The sequence below is a fragment of the Ornithinimicrobium ciconiae genome (genome assembly GCF_007197575.1).
Taxonomy (GTDB): domain Bacteria; phylum Actinomycetota; class Actinomycetes; order Actinomycetales; family Dermatophilaceae; genus Ornithinicoccus; species Ornithinicoccus ciconiae.
This window is the reverse complement of record NZ_CP041616.1, coordinates 2,384,757-2,406,218: the sequence shown is the minus strand read 5'-3', so window position 1 is coordinate 2,406,218 and position 21,462 is coordinate 2,384,757. Positions and strand designations below refer to the sequence as shown.

20 protein-coding genes are annotated in these 21,462 nt (G+C 68.8%); 11 read left to right on the top strand and 9 right to left on the bottom strand.

Going from position 1 to position 21,462, the window contains the following annotated elements; translation table 11 throughout:
- Position 1 precedes the first annotated feature (1 nt).
- The 3 genes from FNH13_RS11045 to FNH13_RS11035 are packed head-to-tail and all read right to left on the bottom strand — an operon-like array spanning position 2 to position 2,603.
- A complete protein-coding gene (locus FNH13_RS11045) occupies positions 2 to 946 on the bottom strand; it encodes a CPBP family intramembrane glutamic endopeptidase (protein WP_165700092.1) in 945 nt (314 codons plus the stop codon).
- 31 nt (positions 947 to 977) lie between these two features.
- Positions 978 to 1,946: an NAD-dependent epimerase/dehydratase family protein gene (locus FNH13_RS11040; protein WP_143783468.1), complete on the bottom strand. Its 969-nt coding sequence runs from the start codon at positions 1,944 to 1,946 to the stop codon at positions 978 to 980.
- Between the two features lie 57 nt (positions 1,947 to 2,003).
- Positions 2,004 to 2,603 (bottom strand): TetR/AcrR family transcriptional regulator, encoded by a 600-nt coding sequence (locus FNH13_RS11035; protein WP_143783467.1) that lies wholly within the window; start codon positions 2,601 to 2,603, stop codon positions 2,004 to 2,006.
- A 504-nt stretch (positions 2,604 to 3,107) separates the two neighbouring features.
- On the opposite strand from FNH13_RS11035, the gene FNH13_RS11030 reads away from it, so the two are divergent.
- Positions 3,108 to 3,470 (top strand): DsrE family protein, encoded by a 363-nt coding sequence (locus tag FNH13_RS11030; protein WP_143783466.1) that lies wholly within the window; start codon positions 3,108 to 3,110, stop codon positions 3,468 to 3,470.
- A 17-nt stretch (positions 3,471 to 3,487) separates the two neighbouring features.
- Here FNH13_RS11030 and FNH13_RS11025 read toward each other — a convergent pair whose 3' ends face one another.
- From FNH13_RS11025 to FNH13_RS11015, 3 genes are all read right to left on the bottom strand, one after another.
- A complete protein-coding gene (locus FNH13_RS11025; RefSeq protein ID WP_143783465.1) occupies positions 3,488 to 5,587 on the bottom strand; it encodes a glycoside hydrolase family 3 protein in 2,100 nt (699 codons plus the stop codon).
- 118 nt (positions 5,588 to 5,705) lie between these two features.
- Entirely contained in the window at positions 5,706 to 7,286 is a 1,581-nt protein-coding gene (locus FNH13_RS11020) for an MDR family MFS transporter (protein WP_143783464.1), read from the bottom strand.
- On the bottom strand, positions 7,283 to 7,882 hold the full coding sequence (locus FNH13_RS11015) for a TetR/AcrR family transcriptional regulator (RefSeq protein WP_143783463.1): 600 nt from the start codon (positions 7,880 to 7,882) through the stop codon (positions 7,283 to 7,285). Before FNH13_RS11015 ends, FNH13_RS11020 begins: the two co-directional genes overlap by 4 nt.
- Before the next feature lie 182 nt (positions 7,883 to 8,064).
- On the opposite strand from FNH13_RS11015, the gene FNH13_RS11010 reads away from it, so the two are divergent.
- Complete coding sequence (locus tag FNH13_RS11010; protein WP_143783462.1) at positions 8,065 to 9,402, top strand: M20/M25/M40 family metallo-hydrolase; 1,338 nt, start codon at positions 8,065 to 8,067, stop codon at positions 9,400 to 9,402.
- Positions 9,403 to 9,460: 58 nt separating this feature from the next.
- Here FNH13_RS11010 and FNH13_RS11005 read toward each other — a convergent pair whose 3' ends face one another.
- Entirely contained in the window at positions 9,461 to 9,646 is a 186-nt protein-coding gene (locus tag FNH13_RS11005) for a DUF5703 family protein (RefSeq protein ID WP_143783461.1), read from the bottom strand.
- Positions 9,647 to 9,756: 110 nt separating this feature from the next.
- On the opposite strand from FNH13_RS11005, the gene FNH13_RS11000 reads away from it, so the two are divergent.
- The 8 genes from FNH13_RS11000 to FNH13_RS10965 all read left to right on the top strand — a co-directional run bounded on the left by FNH13_RS11000 (position 9,757) and on the right by FNH13_RS10965 (position 18,702).
- Positions 9,757 to 10,230, top strand: coding sequence for a hypothetical protein (locus FNH13_RS11000; RefSeq protein WP_202878761.1), 474 nt, complete (start codon positions 9,757 to 9,759; stop codon positions 10,228 to 10,230).
- 4 nt (positions 10,231 to 10,234) lie between these two features.
- Entirely contained in the window at positions 10,235 to 11,284 is a 1,050-nt protein-coding gene (locus FNH13_RS10995) for an LLM class F420-dependent oxidoreductase (RefSeq protein ID WP_143783460.1), read from the top strand.
- Complete coding sequence (locus FNH13_RS10990) at positions 11,284 to 12,018, top strand: MSMEG_4193 family putative phosphomutase (RefSeq protein WP_143783459.1); 735 nt, start codon at positions 11,284 to 11,286, stop codon at positions 12,016 to 12,018. The genes FNH13_RS10995 and FNH13_RS10990 overlap by 1 nt, the downstream gene beginning before the upstream one ends.
- Before the next feature lie 10 nt (positions 12,019 to 12,028).
- Positions 12,029 to 12,571 carry a DUF3090 family protein gene (locus FNH13_RS10985; RefSeq protein ID WP_143783458.1) on the top strand — a complete coding sequence of 181 codons (543 nt, stop codon included), beginning with the start codon at positions 12,029 to 12,031 and terminating at the stop codon, positions 12,569 to 12,571.
- Positions 12,568 to 13,362, top strand: a complete 795-nt coding sequence (locus tag FNH13_RS10980; protein ID WP_202878760.1) for an SCO1664 family protein — start codon at positions 12,568 to 12,570, stop codon at positions 13,360 to 13,362. Before FNH13_RS10985 ends, FNH13_RS10980 begins: the two co-directional genes overlap by 4 nt.
- 33 nt (positions 13,363 to 13,395) lie before the next feature.
- Positions 13,396 to 14,637, top strand: coding sequence for a cysteine--1-D-myo-inosityl 2-amino-2-deoxy-alpha-D-glucopyranoside ligase (gene mshC / locus FNH13_RS10975; RefSeq protein WP_143783457.1), 1,242 nt, complete (start codon positions 13,396 to 13,398; stop codon positions 14,635 to 14,637).
- Positions 14,638 to 14,640: 3 nt separating this feature from the next.
- On the top strand, positions 14,641 to 15,774 hold the full coding sequence (locus tag FNH13_RS10970) for a glycosyltransferase family 4 protein (RefSeq protein ID WP_143783456.1): 1,134 nt from the start codon (positions 14,641 to 14,643) through the stop codon (positions 15,772 to 15,774).
- Positions 15,775 to 16,344: 570 nt separating this feature from the next.
- Complete coding sequence (locus FNH13_RS10965) at positions 16,345 to 18,702, top strand: HNH endonuclease signature motif containing protein (RefSeq protein WP_143783455.1); 2,358 nt, start codon at positions 16,345 to 16,347, stop codon at positions 18,700 to 18,702.
- Between the two features lie 32 nt (positions 18,703 to 18,734).
- Here the strand turns inward: FNH13_RS10965 and FNH13_RS10960 are convergent, their stop codons facing one another.
- The gene (locus FNH13_RS10960; protein WP_143783454.1) at positions 18,735 to 19,586 is read right to left on the bottom strand and encodes a PAC2 family protein; all 852 of its coding nucleotides are present in this window, start codon (positions 19,584 to 19,586) and stop codon (positions 18,735 to 18,737) included.
- A gap of 185 nt (positions 19,587 to 19,771) precedes the next feature.
- Between FNH13_RS10960 and FNH13_RS10955 the strand changes: the two genes are divergently transcribed.
- Positions 19,772 to 20,455 (top strand): HAD family hydrolase, encoded by a 684-nt coding sequence (locus FNH13_RS10955; RefSeq protein WP_228266363.1) that lies wholly within the window; start codon positions 19,772 to 19,774, stop codon positions 20,453 to 20,455.
- Between the two features lie 64 nt (positions 20,456 to 20,519).
- On the opposite strand, the gene FNH13_RS10950 is transcribed toward FNH13_RS10955, so the two are convergent.
- Positions 20,520 to 21,458 carry a RecB family exonuclease gene (locus FNH13_RS10950; protein ID WP_143783453.1) on the bottom strand — a complete coding sequence of 313 codons (939 nt, stop codon included), beginning with the start codon at positions 21,456 to 21,458 and terminating at the stop codon, positions 20,520 to 20,522.
- Between the last annotated feature and the right edge of the window lie 4 nt (positions 21,459 to 21,462).

Sequence of the window (21,462 nt, the reverse complement as noted above, 5' to 3'; positions counted from 1 at the left end):
ATCATGACTCATCCTTGGTCGCGTGCGCAGTTGCCGCGGCCCGTCGCGAGCGCTCAGGCGGTTTCGGGGTGTCGGCCCCAAGAAGCCTGCCGCGGGTGACGATGAGGACAAGCAGTCCGAGCAGGACCATAGCCAACAGGTGCGCCATCGTCACGTTGCTGTTGCCCGGGTACAGATGACGCAGGTAGCCCGCGTTGACCCCGTCACCACCGGTCGTGGCGTTGCCTGCCGCGTGGATGAGCCCGACCAGGAAGAGACTGCCGGTGCGGTTGTAGGCCCAGCCGAGGGCGATCCGGAACGGCACGGCGAGCACGGCCAGCAGGAGCAGCAGGACCGCACCGGGGACCAGGCCCTGTCCGGCGGCCAGGGAGCTGTGCTGCAGCGCGAACAGCGGTGCCACGAGCACGGCGGCGAGCAGCGGCCCGCGCCAGTCCTGCAGCCGAGCTTGGACGAAGCCCATCCAGGTGACCTCTTCCCACCAGTTGATCAGCACGAAGGTGACCAGCAGCGGCAGCAGGAAGTGTGGTCCGAGCGTGCTCAGCAGGAACCTCACGGAGCGGTCCGGTGGCCCGCCGCCGACCAGCACGCCAACGGCAAGGGTCACCGCCGGTACGAGCAGGAAGGCGGCCGCGTACCAGGCCACGCCGACACGCATCTTCACCGCCCGTCGCCACAGGCCGCGCAGCGCCTCGGGTCCGTCGGCAATCCGGGTGATCACTAGGGCTGGCAGCAGCAGGCCGACGAAAGTGCTGACGACCACCGATCCGGACATCAGCCACGCCCGGTCCGCGAGCCCGGCCGCAGTCACTGACCAGGGCAGGACCTGCCCCACGGTGTAGGCCCAGAGGAAGAACGACACCAGGGGCCGTCGACGGATGAATCGCACGACCGCCCCACCGCCCGCGGGGTCCACTGCGGAAGTTTCGCGCATCGCGGATGCGGACACGGTCTGCTCCTTGGTCAAGAGGGGAATCACGTCAGCGTCCGAGGGCGATGATGCGCCGCTTCGGGGTGGTTCGGTACCAGGCCAACGTGCGCTCGATTCCCTGCTCATACGGCGTGAGCTGTCCGGGGCCGAACGCGGCGCGGTACTTGCCGGAGTCGATGGCGTGGGGCTGGCGGAACTGGTAGAGCATCTCGGCACCTTCGCGCGCGACCGGCCATACGACACCCAGGGCGCGGACAGCCGGCTCGCGAATCCTCAGGACGTGCATACGCTGATGCCCCCGGTTGGTGGCCAGATCAAGCAGGTGCCGGGCGGTGGTCGGTTCCGGGGTCGGGAGGTGCCACACCCCGCCGAGCGCCTCCTCGCGCTCGCCCAGCTCCGCCAGTCCGTGGGCGAAGTCGTCGATGAACATCGGGGTGAGCGGCTGGTCCAGCTCGCCGGGCCACAGGGCCAGGCCGCCTCTCGCGGCCGGACTGAAGATGTTGCTGCCCAGGAGCGACTCCACGGCCGGCCCGTAGAGCTCGGTGGCCCGGCCGATGACTGTCCGGACTCGACCGCTCTCGTGAGCGGCAAGCACCCGCTCGGCCAGCCAGGCGCACAGGACTCCCTTGGTGCTGACTGGACGGTACGGCAGGTCCTCGGTCATCAGGCCGGTCGTGCGACCGTACATCCAGGTGTCGTCGGCAAAGACCATGCGGGCCTCGCTGGACTCGGCACCGGCCAGCACCCCGTCCACAGCGGCGGGAAACGCCTCGAGCCACTCCGGGAAGGGCGGATTGACTGAGTTGTAGACCACCACAGCCCCGCGGCACACCTGGCGCATCTGGTTTGCGTCCCGGGCGTCGCCGGCCGCGATCTCGACCCCCGGCGGTACGTCGGCCCGGCCGCTGCGGTTGACCGCGCGCACCCGCCGTCCCCGCGCGTGGAGCTCGCGGACCAGCGCACGACCTGTCCCGCCACTGGCACCGATCACCACGTGAAGTTCTTGGTCCTCGTTCATCGGCCTTCCATTCGCTCAGTCGCCGAACCTCGGTTCGGGCGGACGACCTCGACAGGGTTAGCCATCACCGCGGTGTTCCGTGGTCGCGGACACGAGAACGGTCAGGACACTCTCGATGTAACGCTGGACGGACCGGTCTGCGGGCAAGGCGCCAGGGGCGCTGCGGACGAGCGCGGCGTAGCCGAGGTAGCTGGTGTATGCAAGGGTCGCCCGCCGTGCCGCTTCCTCCGGCGCGATGCCCTGCGCCACCAGTTGTTCCGCGACGAAGCCGATCCTGCGCGCAGTGACGCGCTCCAGCACCACCCGGACCAGCTCGTCGTCGTGGTCGCCGGTCAGCGCCACGCTCGGGTCAGGCCGCCGCGCATCCTGCCGGTGCGCTATCGCCAGCAGCCGTCGCAACCGCTCACGAGGATGGCTCGTCGACTCCACGACCTCGATCACGCGATCGGTCTCCAGCTGCTCCCACCGCTCGAGGGTCGCCTCGATCAGGTCGGCTCGGTCACGGAAGTGCCAGTAGAAGCTGCCCTTGCTCGTCCTCATGGCCTTTGCCAGGGGCTCGACCCGGATCCCGCGCACGCCCCCGTGGGCCATCGCGCTCATCGCCGCGTCGAGCCAGTCGTCTCGGGTCAGACTGCGAGCTGCGCTAGCCGTAGGCATCTAACCGACCCCTTGAAGGTTGTGGCTGCCCGCGAGGTACTGCGTCCAGGTGAGTCCGCCTGACGACTGCCCGCCTGACGACTGCCCGCCTGACGACTGCCCGCCTGACGACTGCCCGCCTGACGACTGCCCTGGGCAGAGGTTCGCACCGTCCTTGAACGCCCGCCCTGCGGCTCCAGGGAACGGCACTGGCAGGAGGGGGCGGCGTCGACGACCAGCGGCTGACAGCCAGGTAGATGCGAGGTCGTGGAGTGTCAGGACCTCCGGTCCTCCGAGGTCGGCTGCCCGACCGGCCGCCGCGGCGATGGTCACCGAGCACTACGTGCAGCCTGACTACCGCTTCGGGGATGAGTTCGACTTCGGGCTCGATGTCATCCTCGACGCCCTCGACGCCTCGCTGTCCGGGCGCTGACTTCGTCTCGTCCTTGGCCCTGTTGACAACTGCGCGGTAGGAGTACCTTCACCGTAGGGCTCGACGCCGAGCCCCGACGACCGGAGGACCTTATGAGCAAGGCAGCCATCTCACTCACCACAGGGCTCGAGGACGCGGAGAAGGTGACCGTGGCGTTCCTGGTCTCGGTCGGCGCCGCGGAAGCGGGCCGGGAGACCCTGATGTTCCTGACCAAGGAGGCGGTGCGCCTTGCGGTTGACGGCTTCGCCCGCGCCGTCGCGTGCGAGGGCTGCCCACCACTGAGCGACCTCATGGCGCGTTACGCCGCTGCCGGCGGGCGGTACATCGCCTGCGGCGTCTGCGTGAAGGCCAAGGCCATTGATCCGACGACGCTCATGAGCAACGCCGAGGTCGCCGGCACGGTCCAGCTGTGGGAGTGGATCGGGGACGAGGCCGTGACGACCTTTAGCTTCTGACCGCCGGACTGTGTGGCTCAGCCGTAACGCAGGCCGTGCCCCAGCGCCCACGTGTTGCCGTCGGCGTCGACGTAGGCGTACGTCATACCCTCCGGCATGTGCGCATCCTTGGCGTAGCCCGGCACGTCGTTGGGTGAGGCGCAGATGCCGTCTTCGTCGACGGCGATGACCGCCTCGCTGGCCGGCAGCGTGATCGGCAGCTTGCCGTGTGCGGGGGTGCGGCCCGTGAGGACGTCGACCTGGGCGTCGTAGAAGGTGGAGAAGCCCGCGACGACGGCGTCAGCCAGCGGCTCGACGTCGTCGAGGATCCACGGCAGCGAGACGTTGACCGACAGGACGACCTTGGCGCCGCGCTCCCGGGCGGCGCCCGCCAGGTCGCGGAAGCGTCGCAGGTCGCTCACCGTCGTCTCGGTGTAGGGCTCGCCCGCGATCGAGCGCAGCGGCTTGTCCTCGCACAGGGTGAGCTCGAGCAGCCCGGGCGTGGCGTTGAAGTAGTCGCCGGACTGCGGATCGAGAAGGAGCAGGACCACATCGGCTGCGTCGGCGTCGTCCACCACCTGGAGCGCGCCCGCGGCCGTGATCTCCTCCCTCGCCTGCTTCGTCTTCAGCTCGGCCTGCTCGCCGCTCTTGTGGAAGACCTCGACATAGGCGCTCGATCCCACGGCCAGGGGCAACGTGCCGCCGGAGTTTTTCAGCACGACAACTGACTTGTGGTGGACCTCGTCGGCCAGGGCCCAGCCCGGAGAGGCCTTGACCTTCTCGTCTGCTGCGGGCGCGTCCACATAGGTCTGACCGTCGAAGATCCCCAGGGCGAACATCTCGACCGCCAGCCGCTGGCAGGCCTCGTCGACCCGGGACATGCTCACCTTGCCCTGGTCGATGGCGGCCTGCAGGTCCTCGATGTTGTTGCTGTCCGCGATCATGTCGGTGCCGGCCATGATCGCCTTGGCGAAGCGAGAGGGCCGGTCGAGGTGCTCGACTCCCCAGCACATGTTGTCGGTGATGCCTGAGTCGGAGTTGACGTAGCCGGTGAAGCCCAGCCGGTCCCGCAGCACGTGCCTCAGGAAGTAGTCGTTGAACGCGTAGCCCACCTCCTCGTAGTAGACCTCCTCCTCCCGGAAGGTCTGGTAGACGCTGCGCTGCACCGACGGCGCGGAGTAGTAGGGCATGAAGGACGCGGCCTTGGCCGCGACCGCCTCGAACGGCGGCAGGTGGTAGGTCTCCAGGCTCCCCGGCGTGGGATAGCAGTTCCACTTCCCCTCCGCGTAGTGCGGGTCGAAGCCGTTTTCGCGTGGCCCACCGCCGGGGAAGTGCTTGATCGTGGTGGACAGCGAGTCCGGCCCCAGCTCCTCACCCTGCAGGCCGTCGACGATGCGGGTGATGATGTCGCTCACCAGCTCGGGGCTCTCGCCGAAGGTGCCGTAGGTGCGCTGCCAGCGTGGGTCGGTGACGACGTCGGCCATGTACATGTAGCCCTTGCGCAGCCCGGTCGCGACCCACTCGTGGCGCACCGCGGCCGCGAAGCCGTCCACGATCGAGGCGTCACCCCCGTCGGCCTGGTCGCCCAGCACTGAGGCCGCGATGCCGAGGGTGGCAGGGAAGGTGCTGAAGATCCCGATGGCGTCGTTCATGCCGAAGACCATCTCGCCGTTCTCGTTGCGGGAGTTGGACGTGATCAGGACGGGTATGCCGAGGCGCGTGCCCTCCGCGACCTCGTTCATCGCGTTGGCCCAGGCCGCCACCCGGCTGGGCGCCTCGTTCTCGCGCAGGATGAAGTGGCGCAGGTGCATGCGCTCGATCGTCTCGGTCGTGCCGAAGACCTTGCGGGTGGCGAAGATGTTGGTCCCGGCCTCGATGATGCGTTCGTCAAGCACCCCGTCGTGGGACTTCGGCTCGTGGTCCTCGGTCTGGTAGCCGGTGAAGCGGGAGTTGATCAGCATGAAGCCGACCTTTTCCTCGATGGTCATCTGCCCGACCAGGTCGGCGGCGCGTTCCTGCGGCGGGAGTCGCCAGTCCTCGTAGGCGTCCAGCTCTCCATTGCCGTTGAGGTCTTTGAACTGCAGGCCGTCCACCTCGACGAGCTGCTTGCTGCGGACCTCCAGCTGGGGCTGCTCCATGACCACTCCTTTGTCGGCGCTTTCCTCAACCTTAGAGGTGACCGTGCCGAGTGGTGCCCCCGGTGCGCCTGGAGAACGCAGCTTCATGGGCACCGGGTCGAGCCCGCGGGACGGCGGCTCAGCGCCGCGAGCTCACCACCAACTGTCCCTCGGCGAGCGACTCTGCGGGGATGTCGTCCTCGACGCTGGTGGACAGCGTCTTCTCGGTGACGAAGAACAGCACGATGGCGGCGAGCACGGCGAGCGGGGTCATGTAGAGGAAGACCGGGATCAGGGCCTCGTTGTAGGACTGGATGATCACCTCACGCAGCGCATCGGGCATCTGGTTGACCAGCTCTGGGGTCAACGAGTGTGCGCCGTCCTGCGGCCCGGTGCCGGTGGGCACCTTGTCGGCCACGAGCGTGACCAGGCGACTGGTGAAGATGCTCCCGACGACGGCCGTGCCCAGGGTCGCCCCGACCTGACGGAAGTAGTTGGTGGACGCCGTGGCGGTGCCGACCTCGCGCAGCGGGAAGGAGTTCTGCACGATCAGGGTGAGGATCTGCATGCTCATGCCCAGGCCGATGCCCATCACGGCCATGTAGACGCACACCAGCCAGATGGGGGAGTCCCATCGCAGGGTGGAGAGCAGGACCAGAGCCAGGGCCAGTAGCAGCGAGCCGATGATCGGATAGCGCTTGTAACGGCCGGTCCGGGTGACCGCCTGGCCGGAGACGGTCGAGCTGATGAGCATCGAGCCCATCATCGGGACCATCAGGAGGCCGACGACGGTCGCCGACAGTCCGGTGGACATCTGCAGGTAGGTCGGCAGGTAACTGATCGCACCGAACATCGCCACGCCGGTGCACAGGGCCGCGATCGTGGTCAGGTTGAAGTTGCGGTCCCGGAACAGGTGCAGCGGGATGATCGGGGCCTGAGCGCGGGACTCCGCCAGGACGAACAGGGCACCGGTCAGGACCGCGACGGCCGCGAGGGTCAGGATCTCGGTGGAGGCCCAGTCATACCGGCTGCCGCCCCAGGTGCCCACCAGCACCAGGGAGGCGGTGGCAATGGCCATCAGCATCATGCCGAGATAGTCCATCCGTGCCCGCTTCTCACCGGTGTCGCGGCGAGCGGGCAGGAAGGCAATGGTCGCGGCGGCGGCGAGTATGCCGAGGGGCAGGCTGATCCAGAAGACCCACCTCCAGCCCGGGCCCTCGGTGAACCACCCGCCCAGCAGGGGGCCGGCGACTGAGGAGAAGGCGAAGACCCCACCCATGATCCCCATGTACTTGCCGCGCTCCCGGGCCGGGATCACATCGGCGATCGCGGCCTGGCTCAGGATCATCAAACCACCGCCACCGACACCCTGGACGACGCGGGCGATGATCAACGCGTTCATGTCGCCGGCGAGGGCACCCATGACCGAGCCGATGACGAAGACGGCGATCGCAAAGAGCAGCAGCGGCTTGCGGCCGAGCATGTCGCTGACCTTGCCGTAGATCGGCATCATGATGGTCGAGGCGAGGATGAATCCGGTGATCACCCAGAGCATCTGGTCGACACCGTGCAGCTCACCCACGATGGTGGGTAGGGCTGTCGACAGGACGGTCTGATTGAGCGAGGCCAGCAGCATGGTGACCATGAGGCCGGCAAAGAGCAGCGTGATGTCGCGCTTTTCGTGCCCCGGGTGGAGGGGCCGGGGTGTTGCAGTTGTCATAGCGCGTTACGTAAGACCTTTCGGAACGTGTCGATGGCCCGGTCCAGCGCCTCGTCGTCGTTGCCGGAGATGGCACCGGGGTTAGTCGTGTAGGTGAAGCGGACGACGGCGCCCGCCAGGTAGGTCAGTGCCCGCGCCGCCTCAGGCGTGTCGGGGAGCAGCTCAGGCTGCTCCTCGATGGCCTGCAGCGCCAGGCGCTCGGTGTCGGCCACCCGCATCAGATAGCGCTGCCGGAGCACGGGATGGTCCGCCACGAGCCGACGTCGCCGCGTGGGGTCGGCCGAAGGCACGATGCTGGAGCGCACGCTGTTGGCAAAGAGCTGGACGGTGCGGGCGAACAGGTCCCCGTCTCCGGCATCGCGAAAGGCCTCGAGTGCGTCGTTGGACAACTGGGGGGCGCGGACGCCGAGCACGGCGTCCTCCTTGGCCGGGAAGTAGTTGAAGAACGTGCGCTGTGAGACCCCCGCACGCTCGGCGATCTCATCGACCGTGACGCTGCTCAGGCCGCGGTCCAGGACCAGTTCGGCGGCAGCATCGTGGAGTGCCTGGAAGGTGTCGGTGCGCTTGCGCTCTCGGAGCGAGACGGAAGTTTGCACTTCTGCACTATATGCAGGACTGCAAGTTTGGGTCAAGTTGCGCGCGCTGCGTTCAGTCGGGTGGAGGGCGCCACGCCGTGCGTTCAGTCGGGGTGGAGGGCTACCCGCCCTTGCGTTCAGTCGGGGCAGAGGGCATCACGCCGGGCGTCCGGTGTGGGTGGGGGTCGCGCTAGCCTCGGAGGATGACCACCGATGCCACGACTGTGCCCTCACCTCAGGACGAGGTCGTCCAGCTCTGCAAGGACCTCATCCGGATCGACACCAGCAACTACGGCGACGGCACCGGCCCGGGCGAGCGGGCCGCCGCCGAGTATGTGATGGAGAAGCTCACCGAGGTCGGCCTGGACCCCCAGCTCACCGAGTCCGAGCCCGGTCGGGCCAGCGTCGTGGTGCGCACACCGGGGCGTGACTCCAGCCGGCCCGGGCTGGTCCTGCACGGCCACCTCGACGTGGTGCCGGCGGCGGCCGAGGACTGGCAGGTCGACCCGTTCGCCGCGGTGGAGCAGGACGGGTGCATCTGGGGCCGCGGCGCGGTCGACATGAAGGACATGGACGCGATGCTCCTGGCCAACGTGCGACACCTGGCACGCACCGGCCAGCAGCCGCCGCGCGACATCGTCTGGGCGTTCTTCGCTGACGAGGAGGCCGGTGGCGTCAAGGGCGCGGGCCACGTTGTGGAGAAGCACCCTGAGTGGTTTGAGGGCTGCACCGAGGCGATCAGCGAGGTCGGCGGCTTCTCCATCACCCTCGAGGGCAAGGCGACCGGCGCCCCAGAGCGGGCCTATCTGCTGCAGACGGCCGAGAAGGGCATCGCCTGGTTGCGCCTGCATGCCCACGGTCGCGCCGGGCACGGCTCGGTCCCCAATGCCGACAACGCCCTGGTGCACCTCGCCGGGGCGATCAACCGGATCAGTGCCCACCCGTGGCCCCGCACCTACATCGCCTCGGTCCGCGAGCTGTTCGACGGCATCGCCGGCATCACCGGCGCCTCGTGGGACGGTGAGGACGTCGAGGGGATCCTGTCCCGGCTGGGCGGGGCGCGCGGCTTCGTCGAGGGGACCCTGCGCGACACCTCCAACTTCACGATGCTGGACTCCGGCTACAAGCACAACGTGATCCCGCAGACCGCCTCCGCGTCGCTGGACTGCCGCTTCCTGCCCGGCCACGAGGCGGATCTCCTGGACACGATCGCCGAGCTGGCCGGTGAGCACGTCGAGGTCGAGATCCTGCACAAGGACGTCGCCCTGGAGTCGGCGACCAGCGGCGAGCTCGTGGAGTCGATGAAGCGCGCCCTGCTCAAGGAGGACCCGGGCGCCCACGTGCTGCCCTACTGCCTCTCCGGGGGCACCGACAACAAGCACCTGTCCCGGCTCGGGATCGAGGGTTATGGCTTCGCTCCGCTGATGCTGCCGCCCGAGCTGGACTTCGTCGGGATGTTCCACGGCATCGACGAGCGGGTCCCGGTCGACGCCCTGACCTTCGGCGCGCGTGTGCTCCAGCGACTCATCGAGGACTGCTGAGCCGACCCCACCGATCCGGACCGGTCAGTATGCCGGGTGGTCCGGCATACCCCCTGGCTCACGCCGTGCGCTGGACCCGGATGATCCGGCGACGCAGCACCGCCTTGCGGGCCCCACCAAGATAGAGACTGACCCGCCACAGCTCCCAGTGACCGTACTCCGCGTGCTCGGTCAGCGCCTGACGGACAGCGGAGCGCGACTCCTCGCGTCCGAACGTCACCATGCGGTACTCGTACTCAACCATTGGGTCAGATACTGCGCAGGTCAGGGTGAGAAATCAACTGCTGCGGCGGCGCGCCCGGGCCTGGGGATTTTCCCAGGGCGCCGCGGAGCGAAGTTCGCTACCGTCATGCCATGACGTCAGACCCGCGCGCCGCGCTGGCCACTTTTGTGGCGGCTCTTGAGACCCACCTCGAACTGTCCGCTGTCCGTCGCGGGGAGAACGACCCCGCTGTTGTCACGGCCTACAACAAGGTCGCCGACGCCTTCGTCGCCTATGACGACGCCCTCCTCGACGCCTATGGGGAGGTGACGCCCCTGGATGTCTACTCCGACGAGGACGACGACTTCGATGAGGCGAGCGCCGTCGACTCCAGCTATGAGGAGGACGACTCCCTGGATGACGACATCGCCGAGGAGAGTCGAGGGCGCACCGGCTATGTGGGCCTGGACGATGATGAGTATGACGTCGATGACGGGGACGATGATGACGACGGGGACGACGATGACGGGGACGACCACGATGATGATGACGGGGACGATGATGACGGGGACGACAATGATGACGACGACGACAATGACGATGACGACGAGCGGGAGCGGAGCTGACTAGGTGCGACTCGGACTGAACTGTGGCTGGTGGGGGACCGGCCAGGACGACGATCATCTGGCACTGGTCCAGCGGGCTGAGGAGCTCGGCGTCCACGTCGTCTGGGCCGCTGAGGCCTATGGCGTCGACGCGGTTAGCGTGCTGTCCTGGATCGGCGCCCGGACCTCGCGCATTCGCCTGGGGGCGGGAGTGCTGCAGATCCCGGCCCGGACGCCAGCGATGACGGCGATGACGGCTGCCGGACTCAACTCGCTGTCGCAGGGACGCTTCGACCTCGGTCTCGGCGTGAGCGGTCCGCAGGTGTCGGAGGGGTGGCACGGGGTCCGGTTCGCCAAGCCTCTGGAGCGCACGAGGGAGTATGTCGAGATCGTCCGGATGGCGCTGGACCGCAAGAAAGTCGAGTACCACGGGGCGCATTTCGAGCTGCCCCTGCCAGGTGGGGTCGGAAAGCCGTTGCGCAGCACGGCCGCGCCGAGCCAGCACCACGTGCCGATCTATCTGGCGGCGGTCGGCCCCAAGAACCTCGAGCTCGCGGGCGAGGTGGCCGACGGCTGGCTGGGGATCTTCCTCAGCCCCGAGTTCACCGGTGAGCAGATTGGCTCGATCAGGGACGGGCTGGCGCGCTCGAGCGACCCGCAGCGGCCGTTTGCCTTTGACGCCACCGTGCCGCTCAGCGTGCACGATAACGTCGACACCGCAGCCGACGCGGTGCGCGGCTATGCCGCGCTCTATGTCGGTGGGATGGGATCTCGCACGCAGAACTTCTACAACGCCCTGGCAGTGCGGATGGGCTATGCCGAGGCGGCCGCGCAGGTGCAGGACCTCTATCTGGCCGGCAACTACCGCGACGCGGGCAGCGCCGTCCCGCTGCAGTTCATCGACGACACCAGCCTGCTCGGGCCCCAGGCGCGCATCGCCGAGCGCCTGACCCGCTACGCCGACGCCGGGATGACGACCGTCACCCTGGCGCCCTACGGCGACACGCTCGAGGAGCGCGTCGCCGCGCTGGAGACCGCCGTCGCCGCCGCCGACCAGGCAGGCATCCTCGACTGATGGCAGTGCTCGTGGTGGTCCGGCACGGCCGCAGCACCGCCAACACCGCCGGGGTGCTGGCCGGCTGGAGTCCGGGAGTCTGCTTGGACGACAAGGGGATCGCCCAGGCGACCAGGGTCGGAGAGCGGCTTGCGCCCACACCGTTGGCCGCGGTGGTCACCAGTCCGCTGGACCGGTGCCAGCAGACCGCCGACCTGATCGCCGCAGGCCAGCAGGGTCCGGGCCCGGCACGGCACACCGACGCCGGCATCGGCGAGTGCCACTACGGAGCCTGGACCGGACGGCCCCTCAAGGAGCTCGCCGCCGAGCCGCTGTGGCAGGACGTCCAGCACCGACCCAGCACCGTGCGCTTCCCGCCCCACGACGACTTTGCCGCCGAGTCGATGGTCGAGATGCGTGATCGCGCCGTGGCCACCATCACTGCCTGGGACCAGCGGATCGAGGAGGAGCACGGCCCCGGGGCGGTGTGGGTGGCCGTCAGTCACGGAGACGTGATCAAGTCGCTGGTCAGCCACGCACTGGGCAGCTCCCTGGACCGGTTCCAGCGCATCATCATCGACCCCGCGTCGGTGACCATCGTGCGCACCGCTCCGCAGCACCCCTTCGTCCTGCGGGTCAATGACACCGGCAGTGACCCTATCGACCTGACCGGTCTCTCCCGGGAGCTGGCCCGCCAGCAACCTGGTGGCCCCGGGGACGACGCGCCAGTCGGCGGTGGCGCCGGCAGCGATTAAGGTCGATTTCATGCCACAGCACGAGTTCGACCCGCCCGAGCGGTTCATCGCCTCCTCGGTCGGGCCACCCGGACAGCGCACCTTCTTCCTCCAGGTCTCCGGGGCGGGGTCGCGGATGACGGTCTCGTTGGAGAAGGAGCAGGTCAAGATCCTCGGCGAGCGCCTCGCCGACCTCCTGGACCAGGTCGCTGCCCTGGAGGGGAGCGAGGAGGCGGCTGCCGGACTGGTGGACAACGCCCCGCTGGACACCCCCATCGAGGATGACTTCCGGGCGCAGAGCCTGAGCCTGGCCTGGGATCCGGCGCGGGGGCGGGTGGTCATCGAGGCTCTGGAGATTCCGGCCCCCGAGCCGGAGGACGAGGAGAGCCTCAGCCCGGTCGAGGAGGCCTTGGCCCAGAGCATCCGGGTGGTCCTGACACCCCCGATGGCGCGTGCCTTCGCCCAGCGGTGCGCCCAGGCCGTCGAGGGCGGCCGCCCCAACTGTCCGTTTTGTGGGCAACCGCTCGACCCTGGCGGTCACATCTGCCCGAGGGCCAACGGCTACCGGCGGTGACGGCCCAGGACGAGATCAAGGAGTTGCTCCTCTCGGCCGACCTCGACATCGAGGGGGTGCTGCCCGACGCGTCCAACCTCACCGCCCGGGTCCTCCTGTCCGGGACCGCCGAGCGCGCGCTCTACAAGCCGATCCAGGGCGAAGCACCCCTGCGTGACTTCCCGGACGGGACGCTGGCAGGACGGGAGGTGGCGGCATACCAGGTCAGCGCCCTCGGTGGCTGGGACCTGATCCCGCAGACGGTGCTGCGCGACGGCCCGCTGGGCCCCGGGTCCGTGCAGCGGTGGATCGACTGGGAGGCCACCGGGTCCGCACCCGGGGACGGGATGCTCGAGGCGTTCGCCGCGACCGGGGTGCCCGAGGGGTGGCTGCCCATCGTCCACGGTGAGGACCAGGACGGACGCCCCGTCGTCGTCGCCCACCGCGACAGCCCCGACCTGGCCTCCCTGGCGGTGCTGGACCTGGTGCTCAACAATGCTGACCGCAAGGGCGCCCACCTGGTCCGGGATGCCTCCGGGCGGCTCTGGGGCGTCGATCACGGACTGACCCTGCACGTGCAGGACAAGCTCCGCACGGTCCTGTGGGGCTGGGCCGGGCAGCCCTTCCCGGACCATGACCGGGAGCGGCTCGCGCAACTGCACGACGCCCTGAGGCCGGCAGACACCCTCGCCGACCTCATCTCGCCCGAGGAGCTCACCGCCCTGATCGCGCGGGTCGAGGCCCTGCGCACGCACCCCGTCTTTCCCGACCTGCCCCCGGACCGCTACCCGCTGCCGTGGCCCCTGTGGTGAAGTTCGGACCGGTCGCAGATTAGGCTCCCAGTCGTGAAGACGTGGACCAACACCCCTGTGCCGCAGCTCCCCGGGCAGGGCGTGCCCGTTCGGGTTCACGACACCGCGACCGGCTCCGTGCAGGTCGTGCACCCCGACAGCGGCACCGCCGGCCTGTATGTCTGCGGCATCACTCCCTATGACGCCACGCACATGGGGCACGCGGCGACCTATGTCACCTTCGACCTGCTGATCCGGGCCTGGCGGGACGCCGGCCTGCAGGTCACCTATGTGCAGAACGTCACCGACGTTGACGAGCCGTTGCTGGAGCGCGCCGAGCGCGACGGCGTGGACTGGCAGGACCTGGCGGCTCGGCAGATCGCTCTCTTTCACGAGGACATGGAGGCGCTCAACGTCCTGGCCCCGGAGCACTACGTCGGGGCTGTTGAAGGCATCCCTGACGATGTCGCGGCGGTGCGGCGCCTGCTCGCGGACGGCACGGCATACGCCCTGCCAGCTGAGGATGGTGCGGGTGAGGACGTCTATCTCGACCTGGCCACCCAACCGACCTTCGGGGCGGTCTCCGGCTGGGGTCGGGACCAGATGTTTGAGGTCTTTGCCGAGCGCGGTGGCGACCCGGACCGTCCCGGCAAGCGCGACCGGCTGGACCCGCTGCTGTGGCGCGCCCACCGGGAGGGTGAGCCGCACTGGCCGGGGGACTCCCTCGGCGACGGACGCCCCGGGTGGCACATCGAGTGCACGACGATCGCCCTGCGCTATCTAGGGGTCACTTTTGACATCCAGGGCGGCGGGAGCGACCTGATCTTCCCGCACCACGAGATGAGCGCGGTGCAGGCCCAGGCCCTGAGTGGTATGCCGTTCGCCCGCACCTATGTGCACCAGGCCATGGTTGGCCTGGACGGCGAGAAGATGAGCAAGTCCAAGGGCAATCTGGTGCTGGTCTCGGCACTGCGCCGCGACGGGGTCGACCCCATGGCGATCCGGCTGGCGCTGCTGGGCCAGCACTATCGCCAGCCCTGGGACTGGACCCCGCAGATCCTTGAGCAGGCCCAGCGTCGCCTCGCAGCGTGGCGTGAGGCGGTCGCGAGGGACGGTGGACTCGGGTCGGCCGACGTGCTGGCACCGGTGGTTGCCGAGATGCGCACCGCCCTGGCCAACGACCTCGACAGCCCCGCGGCCCTGCTCGCGGTGGACGAGTGGGTGCAGGTGGGGGCTCCGGGTGACCGGACCGTGGTCCGGGCTGCCGTCGAGGCCCTGCTCGGGGTGAAGTTGTAGCCCGTGCGCCCCACCCTGCTGGTCACCAACGACTTTCCCCCGCGACACGGGGGAATCCAGAGTTATCTGCACAACTTTGCCGCGACGCTGCCTCCGCAGGATCTGACGGTCTTCACCTCCAGCTATCACAAGGCCGACATGGCCAGTTTTGATGCCGCACAGCCCTATGAGGTCCTGCGGTCCTCGCACACGGTGATGGTCCCCACCCCGGACGTGGTGCGACGGGCAGCAGAGATCGTGCGCAGCCACCAGATCGAGACGGTGTGGTTTGGCGCTGCAGCACCCCTGGCACTGATGGCCCCGGCGCTGCGCCGGGCGGGTGCCCGACGGATCATCTCCTCCACCCACGGCCACGAGGTGGGGTGGTGGATGACACCCGGGGCGCGGCAGGCGCTGCGTCGCATCGGCAACAACACCGACGTGATGACCTATGTGAGCCAGTACACCCGGCGGCGCCTGGCCAAGGCCTTCGCGGGTGCTGGCCAGTTGGCCAACCTCCCCTCTGGCGTGGACGCGGACGCCTTCCGCCCGGATCCTGGCGCGCGGGCGCGGTTGCGGGAGCGCTACGGGCTGGGGGAGCGTCCGGTCATCCTGTGCCTGTCGCGCCTGGTGGCTCGCAAGGGGGCCGACATGCTGATCCGGGCCATGCCCCAGATCCGGCACGAGGTGCCTGGCGCGGTGCTGGTGATCGCGGGGGAGGGCAGCTATGAGAAGACCCTGCGCAAGCTGGTGGCAGAGCACGGGGTCGGTGACGACGTGCTCTTCACCGGTCGGGTGCCCTCGGATGAGATCGCGGCGCACTACGCGATGCCCGACCTGTTCGCGATGCCCTGCCGGACCCGGGGCAAGGGGCTCGACGTCGAGGGCCTGGGCGTGGTCTATCTCGAGGCCGCGGCCGCCGGCGTGCCGGTCATCGCCGGCACCTCCGGCGGGGCACCCGAGACCGTGCTGGACGGACAGACTGGGCTGGTGGTTGACGGTCGCGACGTCGACGGACTCGGCGCGGCCGTCGTCTCGATCCTCGGTGACCCCGAGCGGGCCCAGCAGATGGGCGCAGCGGGCCGTCAGTGGGCCCAGGAGCACTGGGGCTGGGACACCCTGGGCGCGCGCCTGCGGTCGCTGATTGACGGGGCCTGACCACGCACCTGACCCTGATCATCGCCCTGACCGACGGGGCTTGATCGCCACCCTGACCCCGATAGTTGCCTGACCGACAGGGCTTGCTCGCCACCCTGACCCTGATCGGTGTCGACCGACGGGGCTGATCTGCTGTGGTGCCGCAGCCACTGCGCCCTGCAGTTTCCGCAGGTCAACCCACTGTCAGACGTGTGTTCTAAACTGCTGGTAGATGGCAGGAACCGGAAGGCGGACCCTGGGAGGGTCGCGAGTCTTGAAGGGGAGGTGAGGGGTATGGACGTCTTGGAGAGGCAGCTGGAGCAGTGGTTTGCCGCACAGACGGGGCAGTGCGTAGGGCCCGTGTCGCGGGCCGCCGCCAGGCTACGGCGCGCCGGGGTTCATGAGGTTCGCCTCTCGCCTCAGGAGCGGTATTTCGTCGAGTTCACGGGTCCGGTCCACCGCGGCCCCCAGACGGACCCTGGCGTGTTGCGAGACACCGAGATCGGTGAGTTCGTCAAGCGTCTCGGACGCCGGCCTCCTGCACGGCGGCCGATCCGTGCAGGCAGCAGTCCTGCTGCACCCTCGCCCACCTTGTCTCCCGCGGCCCCACCTGAGACGTCCCTTGCTGCCGACGCCCAGGAGCGGTTGCGGGCGGCGCTGGTGGAGGTCGGGGTGGGTGCCGGACTCATCGATGACCTGGTGAAGGCATCGCTGGCGTGTGCCGCGGTCGAGACCGGAGCCCGTGCTGAGGAGTCCTTGAGCACGCTCGAGGAGGGCGTCACGCAGGTCGGTGCGGCGGCGGGGGCGCAGGCACGTGCTCGGCAGATGCTGACCGCGGTGGAGGCAGTCACGCTCCTGTCGACTCGGATGGACGGGGTGCGGTTGGCAGCGACTCGGCAGCTGACTGCCGAGATGGGCAAGGTGTTGCTGGCGGCAAAGGATGTGTCGGGGCCGACGGAGTTGTCGAAGACCGCACGCAAGTCGTGGCGCGCAGAGGCCAAGCGGGTGACACGCCACGAGATCGAGGCCGCGATCGGCTGGGGAAGCGGTGACGTGATCACTCTGGTCGGGCTGGCCAATGCTCCTGCGTCGGTGCGCGGACCTGTGCATCAAGGGCTGGCACGCGGGGAGGTGTCCTGGCCATTGGTCAGTGCCTACTTCCGCGCCACCTCGGCGATGGATCATGAGGACGGTTCCGCCATCGCCAACGGGCTCTTCGGTGATGACCCGGAAGAGTCGGTGACCGAGCGCGTGACCAGGCAGGGGGAGTGGCTGGGTGGGCCGTGGCGGGTCAAGGAGTTTCACCGGGTGCTGAAGCGTGAGGTCCACAAGATCAAGAACCAGGACCCAGACGCGGCCAAAGAGGCTCGCAGGGCGGCCCAGTACGCCTCTGACGTAAGGATCAATGTCGATGCCGAGGGCACCGCTGAAGTTGTGATCGGCACCCGCACTGCCCAGGCTGCCGCCGTCGCCGATCGGATCGAGCGGGCTGCAAAGGCTGCCCGGCAGGGCGGCGACCTGCGCACTCTGCGACAACTGCGTTCGGCGGTGGCGATGTCGCTGTTGCTGCATGGCACCTTGGATTTCACTGGCATCAGCGAGGACCCAAACACCATCACCGTCGAGCAGTCCGACCAGTTGACGAAGCTGCTCTATGGACTGCCGACCGCGGACCTGCAGGTCGTCCTGCCCCTTCAGGCTCTCTTCGGCCAGGACGTGACCGGGGCCGAACTCGCTGCCCTCCTGAACAGCACCGCCGACTTGTCCCGATGTGGTCACTCTTCCGATGCCGACGGGGTCAATGCTCCACCGGATACGCCTGGCAACCGACGCAGCGATCCTGACGCTGGCCGCGATGTCGGCGCTGTCCCTGATCCAGACCCCGGTGCCCACGCCGGCGCTGTCCCTGATCCAGACCCCGGTGCCCACGCCGGCGCTGTCCCTGATCCAGACCCCGGTGCCCACGCCGGCGCTGTCACCGATGCCGACCGCCACGACTACGCCCGCCCACGGGCGGTGGGCGAGATCATCGGGAAGCGCTCGGCGTTCCTGGGCAGCGACGAACTGTGGGAGCTGATGTTGACCCCAGGTTCAACGCTGTACCGGCTGCTGGTCGACCCAGTCAGTGGTCGGTGCATGGAGAAGTCGGCCAAGGGATATCGGTTCACGGCCTCTCAGCGAGCGCAGATCGTCGCCTCAGACGGGTTCTGCCGAGCCCCGGGGTGTCTGGTTCCGGCCTGGCTGTGCCAGGTCGATCACGTTCAGGAGTACGGCACGGTCGGTGGCGACACGGCCGAGGCGAACGGGCAGTCGGTGAGCAACCCCCACCACGATCTGAAGACACGCAAACTGTGGGACGCGGTGATGAACAGCCACCGGGATGTCACCTGGACCACGCTGCTGGGCCGGGTCTATACGACCAAGGCCCACGACTACACCCAGTACACCAAGCTCCTCACGGCTGCGAAACAGTACGTCGACGCGCCCGAGTGTGCCGACACGGCGCAGGGCGTCGCAGATGGTGCCGCTTCAGGCCTTGGCGGCCACGCTGTGGTGCAAGAAGCCACTGACGACTGGGCCGACCGGGTTGATCGGGCGATCTACCAGGCCCTGTCCTACCGTCCACCCGGCGCTGACCTCCTGGCCAGGGACGACTGGGACGAGGACACCTTCCACGGCTGGCCCCTGATCACCCTGACCCACCGCGACGCCAACGGCCGACGCATCTGGAAGCCCGACCCCGCCACGGTCACCGCCGCAAGAGCAGCGCACAAGGCCGCCAGGACGGACGACGCGAGCGACCACTCCGCCGATGCGGAGACCACCGCCGGCCCTCCGCCCGAGGACATCGAGAACTCAACCGACGCCGAGCGTCAGCACGAGGGTCACGGTGCCCCCGAAGGCACCCTGCCCTGGGCCGCCGGTGACGACGACGCACCGCCGTTCTAGCTGTACCCGGGCATCAAGTGGGTGACAGTCGGCTAGCCTGCCTCGTGTCCACCGCGACGTCGTAGGTACTTCTCGAACTCCCGAGCGATGGCGTCGCCGCTTGCCTCCGGAAGGTCCACTGTGTCCTGGGCCTCCTCGAGGGCCTCGACATACTCCTTGACCTCGTCATCGGAGGCAGCCAGCTCGTCGACGCCGCGCTCCCAGGCTCGTGCCTCCTCGGTCAGGTCGCCATCGTCGATGACACAGCCCAACAACTCTTCCAAGCGACCTACGAGGGCCAGTGTGGCCTTGGGAGAAGGAGGCCCGCCGGCATAGTGCGGCACCGCAGCCCAGACTGATAAGCCGGGCAGGTCCTGCTGGTGAGCCTGATCCATAAGCACCCCCACGATGCCACTGGGTCCCTCGTAGTTGCTTCGTTCCACGTCGTGCATCTCGCGCAGGTCGGAGTCCTCGGAGGTCACCGACACCGGGATCGGACGGCTGTGCGGCACGTCGGCCAAGAGCGCACCAAGAGTTACCAGGAGGGTGGCGCCGTGGTCAGTGGCCAGCGTCAGGATCTCGTTGACATAGCTTCGCCAGCGGATCGAGGGCTCGATCCCGAGCAGGAGGATGACGTCGCGGCCCAGTGGCGTGTCGCGGGCCAGCAGCACGCGGGTGGTCGGCCAGGTCATCTGGCGCTGACCGCTGACGATGCTGACCCGGGGTCGGTTCACCTGGAAGTCGTAGTAGTCCTCCGGGTCCATCACGGCGATGACTTCGGCGTCCCACGCCTGGACAAGGTGCTCCACTGCGTGGGTCGCGCTCTCACCGGCGTCGTTCCAGCCCTCGAAGGCCGCGATGACGATCGGGTCGTCGAGGTCGTCCACCTGTCGCACATCAATCATGATCAGCCTCCGGTCTGCCTGGTTCTGCCAGCCTACGAGCCCGGGCCCATATTCCTGCGCACGCGGGGTCGTAGCCGTGGCGGCGGGAGTGCCCGGCGACAACACCCGGTGGGTATCCCACGAGCACCCGCTGCCTCCAGCGACCACCCGCCTGCCGGCCGGCGACCGTCCGTAGGATCGAGCAGGTGACCCGTGAGCCTGACTCGATGCCCGCCGCAGTCCTCTGGGACATGGACGGCACCCTGATCGACACCGAGCCCTACTGGATGGCTGAAGAGGGCGACATGGTCGCCCGTGCTGGGGGCACCTGGAGCGCGGAGGACGCCGTCGAGCTCGTCGGCAACAGTCTGCTGGTCTCCGCCGAGATCATTCTCGCCCGCACCCCCGTGACCGGGACGCCGGAGCAGATCGTGGAGACACTGCTGGCCGGTGTCGTGGCCAGGACGCGGGCCCACCTTCCCTGGCGCCCCGGCGCGCGCGAGCTCCTGGAGGAGTGCGTGACCCTGGGCATCCCGTCAGCACTGGTGACCATGTCGTGGACCCCCCTGGCCGACGTTCTGCTCGAGAATCTGCCCGCGGGCACCTTTGCCGCAGTCGTGACAGGCGACCAGGTCGAGCACGGCAAGCCGGCGCCGGACCCCTACCTGCTCGCCGCAGCCCGGCTGGGTGTGGATCCTGTCGACTGTGTCGCGGTGGAGGACTCGCCCACCGGTGTGCAGTCAGCAACCGCGGCGGGGGTGCCGACGATCGGCGTGCCGCACGTCGTCCCGATCCCGGAGGTGCCCGGCATGGTGACGGTGCCGAGTCTGGCGGGGATGAGCGTGCGGGAGCTCGGGCGACTGGCGGTCGGGGCCGCGAGCCAGCGCTGATCCGGTACTCCCCGTCGGCCCACTCAGCGTCGGCCCACTCAGCGTCGGCCCACTCAGCATCGGCCTACTCCGCGGCGTCGTCCGCCGGTGCCGCGGCTGCTGTCGACGAGGGGTCCAGCGCACGAGTGCCGGCGTCCTCCGGCAACGGCGGGGGAGTTCCGCCGAAGGCGGGGCAGAGCGGCTTGTGGGCGCACCAGTTGCACAGTCGGCTGGTGCTGGGGCGCCAGTCACCGGTCGTCGCCGCGTGCTCGATCGCGCTCCAGAGGGCTTTGACCTTGCGCTCCGTCGCCAGCAGCTCGCGCTCCTCGGGGGCATAGCGCAGGATTTGCCCGTCGCGCAGATAGACCAGCTGTAGCAGAGTGGGGACCACGCCGCGGGTGCGCCACAGCACCAGGGCATAGAACTTCATCTGGAAGAGCGCCTTGCCCTCCCACAGCTCAGAGGGTGAGCGTCCGGTCTTGTAGTCGACCACCCGCAGCCGACCGTCCGGGGCGACATCGAGACGGTCGACATAACCGCGGAGCACCAGCCCGTCCACCTCGGCCTCCACATAGAGCTCGCGCTCGGCCGGCTCCAGTCGGGTGGGGTCCTCGAGGGTGAACCAGGTCCGCACGAACCGTGATGCCTCGGCAAACCAGGCCTTCTCTTGCGCTGTTGGCTGGGCAGCAGCGGTTGGGGTCTCTGTTGACTGGGCAGCGTCGGTTGGGTTTTCTGGTGGCTGGGCACCGTTGGTGGCGTCCTCGGCTGCATCGAGCAGTCCGGCCAGAGCGGGCTCCTCCTGGACCAGACGCGCCCACTCGCTGGGCAGCAGTGCCACTGTTGCCTCGGCCGTGCGCTCGGCCGCCGGCAGGTCAAAGACCCGTTCAAGGGCTGCGTGCACCAGCGTGCCCCGTGCGGCAGCGGCGCTCGGGGGCTCAGGCAGGCGGTCCACCACGCGGAAGCGATAGAGGAGCGGACACTGCATGAAGTCCGAGGCCCGGCTGGGCGACAGGGCTGGGGTCATGGCA

Excerpts from the sequence above, each read along its gene's own strand:
- FNH13_RS11025 (WP_143783465.1), bottom strand. The coding sequence starts at position 5,587 with ATGGAGCAGCCCCAGCTGGAGGTCCGCAGCAAGCAGCTCGTCGAGGTG.
- FNH13_RS11020 (WP_143783464.1), bottom strand. The coding sequence starts at position 7,286 with ATGACAACTGCAACACCCCGGCCCCTCCACCCGGGGCACGAAAAGCGC.
- FNH13_RS11010 (WP_143783462.1), top strand. The coding sequence starts at position 8,065 with ATGACCACCGATGCCACGACTGTGCCCTCACCTCAGGACGAGGTCGTC.
- FNH13_RS10985 (WP_143783458.1), top strand. The coding sequence starts at position 12,029 with ATGCCACAGCACGAGTTCGACCCGCCCGAGCGGTTCATCGCCTCCTCG.
- FNH13_RS11005 (WP_143783461.1), bottom strand. The coding sequence starts at position 9,646 with ATGGTTGAGTACGAGTACCGCATGGTGACGTTCGGACGCGAGGAGTCG.
- FNH13_RS11035 (WP_143783467.1), bottom strand. The coding sequence starts at position 2,603 with ATGCCTACGGCTAGCGCAGCTCGCAGTCTGACCCGAGACGACTGGCTC.
- FNH13_RS11030 (WP_143783466.1), top strand. The coding sequence starts at position 3,108 with ATGAGCAAGGCAGCCATCTCACTCACCACAGGGCTCGAGGACGCGGAG.
- FNH13_RS10990 (WP_143783459.1), top strand. The coding sequence starts at position 11,284 with ATGGCAGTGCTCGTGGTGGTCCGGCACGGCCGCAGCACCGCCAACACC.
- FNH13_RS11040 (WP_143783468.1), bottom strand. The coding sequence starts at position 1,946 with ATGAACGAGGACCAAGAACTTCACGTGGTGATCGGTGCCAGTGGCGGG.
- FNH13_RS10960 (WP_143783454.1), bottom strand. The coding sequence starts at position 19,586 with ATGATTGATGTGCGACAGGTGGACGACCTCGACGACCCGATCGTCATC.
- FNH13_RS10950 (WP_143783453.1), bottom strand. The coding sequence starts at position 21,458 with ATGACCCCAGCCCTGTCGCCCAGCCGGGCCTCGGACTTCATGCAGTGT.
- FNH13_RS11000 (WP_202878761.1), top strand. The coding sequence starts at position 9,757 with ATGACGTCAGACCCGCGCGCCGCGCTGGCCACTTTTGTGGCGGCTCTT.